Source organism: Streptomyces sp. CB01881, from assembly GCF_002953255.1.
Classification (GTDB): Bacteria; Actinomycetota; Actinomycetes; order Streptomycetales; family Streptomycetaceae; genus Kitasatospora.
In genome coordinates this window covers 10,756,093-10,761,343 of record NZ_CP026498.1, presented here as the reverse complement: position 1 = coordinate 10,761,343, position 5,251 = coordinate 10,756,093, and the positions used below count along the sequence as shown (strand labels likewise).

Annotated in this window: 4 protein-coding genes and 1 pseudogene; 2 read left to right on the top strand and 3 right to left on the bottom strand. The window is 77.1% G+C overall.

Annotated elements, in window-relative coordinates; all coding sequences use genetic code 11:
- The 3 genes from C2142_RS36365 to C2142_RS36355 all read right to left on the bottom strand — a co-directional run.
- Positions 1 to 267, bottom strand: a 267-nt coding sequence (locus tag C2142_RS36365) for a hypothetical protein (RefSeq protein WP_206671104.1), incomplete at its 3' end; no start/stop codon positions are given.
- Positions 268 to 478: 211 nt separating this feature from the next.
- A complete protein-coding gene (locus C2142_RS36360) occupies positions 479 to 838 on the bottom strand; it encodes a hypothetical protein (RefSeq protein WP_148647069.1) in 360 nt (119 codons plus the stop codon).
- Positions 839 to 1,072: 234 nt separating this feature from the next.
- Complete coding sequence (locus C2142_RS36355; RefSeq protein ID WP_241003015.1) at positions 1,073 to 3,850, bottom strand: AAA family ATPase; 2,778 nt, start codon at positions 3,848 to 3,850, stop codon at positions 1,073 to 1,075.
- A 387-nt stretch (positions 3,851 to 4,237) separates the two neighbouring features.
- On the opposite strand from C2142_RS36355, the gene C2142_RS36350 reads away from it, so the two are divergent.
- Together C2142_RS36350 and C2142_RS36345 are read left to right on the top strand one after the other, a co-directional pair.
- Complete coding sequence (locus C2142_RS36350; RefSeq protein WP_148647067.1) at positions 4,238 to 5,014, top strand: hemerythrin domain-containing protein; 777 nt, start codon at positions 4,238 to 4,240, stop codon at positions 5,012 to 5,014.
- A pseudogene (locus C2142_RS36345) lies at positions 5,014 to 5,251 on the top strand (hypothetical protein); the annotation flags it as partial. The gene C2142_RS36350 and the pseudogene C2142_RS36345, both read left to right, overlap by 1 nt.

The window sequence follows — 5,251 nt, the reverse complement described above, 5'->3', positions numbered from 1 at the left end:
GGGGAAGTCCTCGGGCGTGAGCAGCCGGAGCCCGGGGTGGCGGCGCAGCCCGAGGGCCGCCCCCTCCCCCGTGATCGGGTCGCTGGCCAGCACGGCGATGGTGGTCGTCCTGATCACCCCGACGCCGCCGGTGCCGCGGCGGGCCGCGGACGGCCGCGCGACCGGTGTCGCGAACTGGGTGGCCCCGGGCGCCGCGAGCGGCGTCGCGAACCGGGTCATGGTCGGTGCGGTGGAGGTCTTCGTCCCCGGGTTGAGCTGGGTCGTCATGCGATCGGGCCGCCTGTCCTCGACTGGTGCGGAACTCGTCCGTTCGGACTGCGAGGACGCTAGACCGCGTCTCTTGTCAGGGACTTGTCCACGGATTGGCGGCCACACCGCGCCGCCCCGGACCGGGGGCTCCGGGGTGGCGCGGCGCGGCCGGGTCACCGACGGTGGGTCATGGGCGGCGGGTCACCGGCGGTGGGCCACCGGCACCGCGTCACCAGCGGTAGTAGCCCGTGGACCAGGAGTTCCCGGTCGTGGAGACGCCGGTGCCCGCCGCGTCGTCGTAGGAGAAGCTGCCGACGATCGCACCGTTGTCCTGGTGCAGGACGACGAACTCCTTGGTGTTCCCGGAGAGGTTGAGAGTGCTGCAGGTACCGGGCGCAACGATCTTCGTGGCGAGGTGCCGGCCCGGGAACTCCGCGTAGGAGGAGTAGTAGCCGTCCGAGCAGAGGGTGAACTGGCCGGGCGTCGCGGCCTGGGCCGCTCCCGCCGGGACGAGGACGGCCGTGAGGACGGCGGCTGCGCAGCCGGCCGCGGCGGCCGCGCGGCGCAGGACGGTTCGGTCGAGGTTCATCGAGGTCTCCCGGGTGTGGTGCTTGATGAGTGGTCGTCACATCGGACGACGGTCGCATCGGACGTCCGTCCGGTCCGGCGGCCGTCCGGTCCGACCCTCGTCGGACCGGACTCCACCGAGGAAACCCGTGCTCCGCCTCCGCTGTCACCGCCCGCCGGGCGCGCCTGCCCCGGGGACCACCGTTCGCTGCCCCCGCGCCACCGGTTTGCGCACCGCAGCTCGGCTGACGCACCGTCACCGCGCCTGGGGCACCGCCGCCGGGGCAAGCAGGCCGGCCGCGGTCAGCGCCGGGCCGAGCCCAGGGGCCTCGGCGACGCCGAGCTTCGCGAGCGCCCGGGCCAGCCCGGTCGCCGCCGCCTGCGGACCCGTCCCGAGCCGCTCGCCGATCTCGGCGGGGCCGAGCCCGGTGGCGGCCAGCCGGGCGATCCGCACCTCCTGCCCGGTCAGCGGCCGGCGCGGGGGCCCGCTCGGCGGCAGTCCGCCGGAGGGCGCCTCCACCGCCCCCGGGTGCCCGGTGCAGCGGGCGGCCCAGGGGGCGGCGCCCAGCTCCTCGAAGGTACGGCGGGCCTTCCGCAGCAGGGCGTCCGCGTCCCGGCAGCCCCTGGCGCGCAGCCGCAGGCCGTGGGCGAGCTGCAGCCGCGCGAAGGGGAAGACCCAGCGCCGCGCCCCGGGGACGGCGCAGGCGGCCTCGTACAGGGCGTCGGCGTGCCGGTCGTCGGCGGCGATCGCCTCCGCCGCGGCCAGCAGGAAGGCGTGGTGGCCGGAGATCTCGTCCATCCGCGCGGCCCGGCCGGCGGCGACGTGCGCGGCGGCCTTGGCCCGGCGCCCGGTCCGCACGGCCGCCTCCACCAGGTCGAGGAAGGGCAGGTGGAACCAGGGCAGCCCGGCCGGCAGCTCGCCGGGGCTCATCAGGGCGGTCAGCCGGCCGTAGGCGTCCTCGTCCCGGCCGTGGGCGAGGGCGGCCAGCGCGTGCAGGTGGTCGAGCTGGTCGGTGACGAACCGCATGCCGGCCCGTTCGGCGACCGGCCGGATCCGCCGGTCCGCCGCGTGCAGGCCCTCCTCGTCGCCGCGCCCGGCCAGGAAGTGCGCGTGGTAGTGCCGGAACAGCAGGGCGTTGCAGTGGTAGCCGAGCTCCTCCGCCGCCTCGGCCTCGTGCAGGCAGGTGGCGTCCTCGTTCCAGCGGCCGCGCAGGTAGGCGCGGTAGACCTCGGCCTTGGCGACGGATCCGCGGGTCGCGTAGCCGTGCTGGCCGGCGAAACGGCGCCGCAGCGGGCCGTCGGCGGCGTCCACCGCCGCGGCCGTCCAGAGCAGCAGCCAGGCGGCGCCCGCCTCCTGGCCCCGGTCCAGGCCGTCCAGCAGGGCGGTGAGCAGTCCGGGCACGCCATGGGCGGTGCGCGCCGGGTCCGACCAGGCCCGGTGGCAGAGCCGGGCGAGCGGGGACACCTGGCCCCGGTGGTCGGCGAGCACCTTCCAGGCCCGGGCGTCGCCGGTGTAGACGGCGGCGAGCAGCAGTTTGAAGTACGCCTGCTCGGCGAGGCCGCCGAAGCTCTCCGCGCCGGGCCGCGCCAGTGCCTCGATCGTCCCGGGCAGCAGCTCGACGGAGGACTCGAACTCCACCCGATGGCTCTGGTCCACGTAGACGACGGCGTAGGAGAACAACGGGGCGATGTCGGCGGGCACCGGCCCGCGGCCGATCTCCTCCACCAGCCGCGCGGTGTGCCGCAGCTGGCCGCCCCGGGCGGCCGCGACGGCGGCCCAGGTCAGCCGGCGGGCCCGGTCGGCCGGGTCGGCGGTGAGCGCCGCCGAGCGGTCGAGCAGCAGGGCCGCCTCGGAGTCGCCGCCGCGCCGCACCAACCGGTGGCCGGCCTCCTGGAGACGGGCGGCGAGGTCCTCGTCGGGCAGCAGCGCCGCGCTGGACTCGTGCACCAGCCGCCTCGGGTCGTCGGCGGTCAGGCCCTCGGCGAGCAGCCGGTGCGCCTCGCGCTGCCGGGCCCCGGAGGCCCGGGAGATGACGGCCCGCCGTACCAGCGGGTGCCGGAAGCCCAGGCGGCCCGCCGAGTCGAGCTGGGCGAGCCCGGTCGCCTCCAGCGACTCCAGCACAAACTCCACGTCCTCGCCCACCGCGCGCAGCCAGGAGGCCGAGCCCTCGGCCGCACCCGGACCGGCCAGGGCGGCCAGCAGCAGGACGCGTTCGGCCGCCCGGGTCAGCCCCGCCAGGCGGTCCGCGAAGAGCCGCTCCAGCCGCCGTCCGAGCGGCAGCTGCTCCGGCAGCGGGACGATGCCGCGCAGCTGGCCGCGGCGCAGCTGGCGCGGCAGCTCCACCAGGGCCAGCGGGTTGCCGCCCGCCTCGTCCAGCAGCCGGGCCGCGGTGCTGCCGGCCAGGCCGGGGTGGCGCAGGTCGAGCAGCTCCCCGGCCTCCGCGGAGGAGAGCGCACCGACCTCGACCGGGTGCATCGACCAGGCCTCCACCGTCGACTCCTCGGGCCGGCTGGCGCTGACGATGACCACGGGCAGGGCGGCGATCCGCCGGTGGAGGAAGGCGAAGACCGCGATGCTGGAGGAGTCCACCCAGTGCAGGTCGTCGACCAGCAGGAGCAACGGCCGGCTGCGGGCGGCCGCGGCGAGCAGCGCGAGGGCGGACGCCCCCACGGTGAAGCCGCCCGGCGGCAGGCCGGGTCGGACGCCGAGCGCGTGCTCCAGGACGTCCCGCTGATGCGGCGGCAGGTCCTGGACCTGCTCCAGGAGCGGCCAGAGGACTTGGTGGAGCCCGCTGAACGCGTACTCGCGCTCGACCTCGGAGCCGACCGCCCGCAGCACGGTGAAGCCGGCCCCCGCCGCCCGGTCGGCGGTCCACTCGAGCAGGGCCGTCTTGCCGATGCCGGCCTCGCCGCGCAGCAGCACCGCCGCCCCGCCCGCCCCGGTCCGCGCGCTCTCCAGCGCCTCGCTCAGCCGCGCGGTCTGCTCGCCCCGCCCGACCAGCCGGGCCGCCCCCGGCCCCTGCGTGCTCTCCACCTGCATCGTGCCTCCCCGGGACCCGTCCCCCGGGTCCGTCGTCCTCGTCGGGACCGGACCCGCGAGTGGCGGCGGCCGCCGACCGTCGCACGGCCGGCCGGGGTGCCCGGCGGCAGCGCGCGGGCCAGACTACCGGTCGGCCGGCCGGCTCCCGGTCACGGGCGCCGCGCCCACCGCCCGGCGGGGACTTGGCGCCCACTTGGCGCCGGCCCGAGGCAAGGCCCGTGGCCCGGCGTTGTCGCCGGCGGCGGTGGGCGGTGGGTGCGGCGGTACCGGCGCGCATCGCCGGTGCGTCCGCCCCGCCGGGTGACGCCGCGACGGCTGACGCCCCGGCGGTGGACACCCGCGGCAAGTGGATGCCAAGGGCTCCTGCCGAGACTGGTCGACGTGACACCGATCGATCAGGCCCAGGCCGGAACCCACCCCTACACCCGCGAGATGGCGATGATCCACAGGATCTTCCGCCGGGAGTCGCGGTTGATGACCACCCTCGTCGCCGCCGCTCCGGCGGGTGACACCGAGCGCGCGACGGTCCTCGCCGGCGCCTGGCACCTGTACGTACTGGGGCTGCACGTCCACCACACCGGCGAGGACGAACTGCTGTGGCCCCCGCTGCGCCCGCGGCTGACCGACGACGAGGCCGGGCGCCTGGCCCTGATGGAGGCCCAGCACCACGCCCTGGACGAGGGGCTGGCCCGGATCACCGGGTTGATGGAGCGCTGGGCGACCGACCCCGCCGAGGAGACCCGTCACGTACTCGTGGCTGCCCTGCACGAGCACCACGACCTGCTCTGCGCCCACCTGGACGCCGAGGAGGGGACGGTGATGCCCCTGGTGGCCGCGCACGTCGGACCTGAGCAGTGGCGTGCCGTCGGCGAGCGCGGCCTCGCCGATACCCCGCGCAACCGGTTGATGATCGCCCTGGGCTCGATCCTGGAGGACGCCTCCGCGAGCGAGCGGGAGGAGTTCCTGAGCCGGCTCCCGCTGCCCGCGCGGCTGCTGTGGCGCCTGGCCGGGCAGCGCCAGTACCGCCGCGAGATGCGCCGGATCCGCGGCGCCGCCGGCGAGGCCCCGCCGACGGGCACGGCGGTGGGCACGATGGCAGGTACGACGGCAGACGCGGCGACGGATGCGGCAGAGCGTTCGGGGGCGTCCGGCCCGTGATGACCAATGAAGAGCCCGCCGTCCGAACCGGACCGGTGCGGGCAGCGGGGTGGGCCGGGCCCACCGACGTGACCTTCGGCCGCCACCCCGAGCACGGCATCGTGGCCGCCGACCGCACGGCCAGGGCCAACGCCTCCTGGATGCTCCAGCGGCTCGGCTTCCACGAGGTCCCCGGCCGCCCCGGCCTGTACGCCCTCGGCGACCCGGCCCGCGACGGCGTCGCCCGCGCGGCCAGGG

Bases quoted from the DNA above. Each gene is read 5' to 3' on its own strand.
- C2142_RS36360 (WP_148647069.1), bottom strand. From the start codon at position 838: ATGAACCTCGACCGAACCGTCCTGCGCCGCGCGGCCGCCGCGGCCGGC.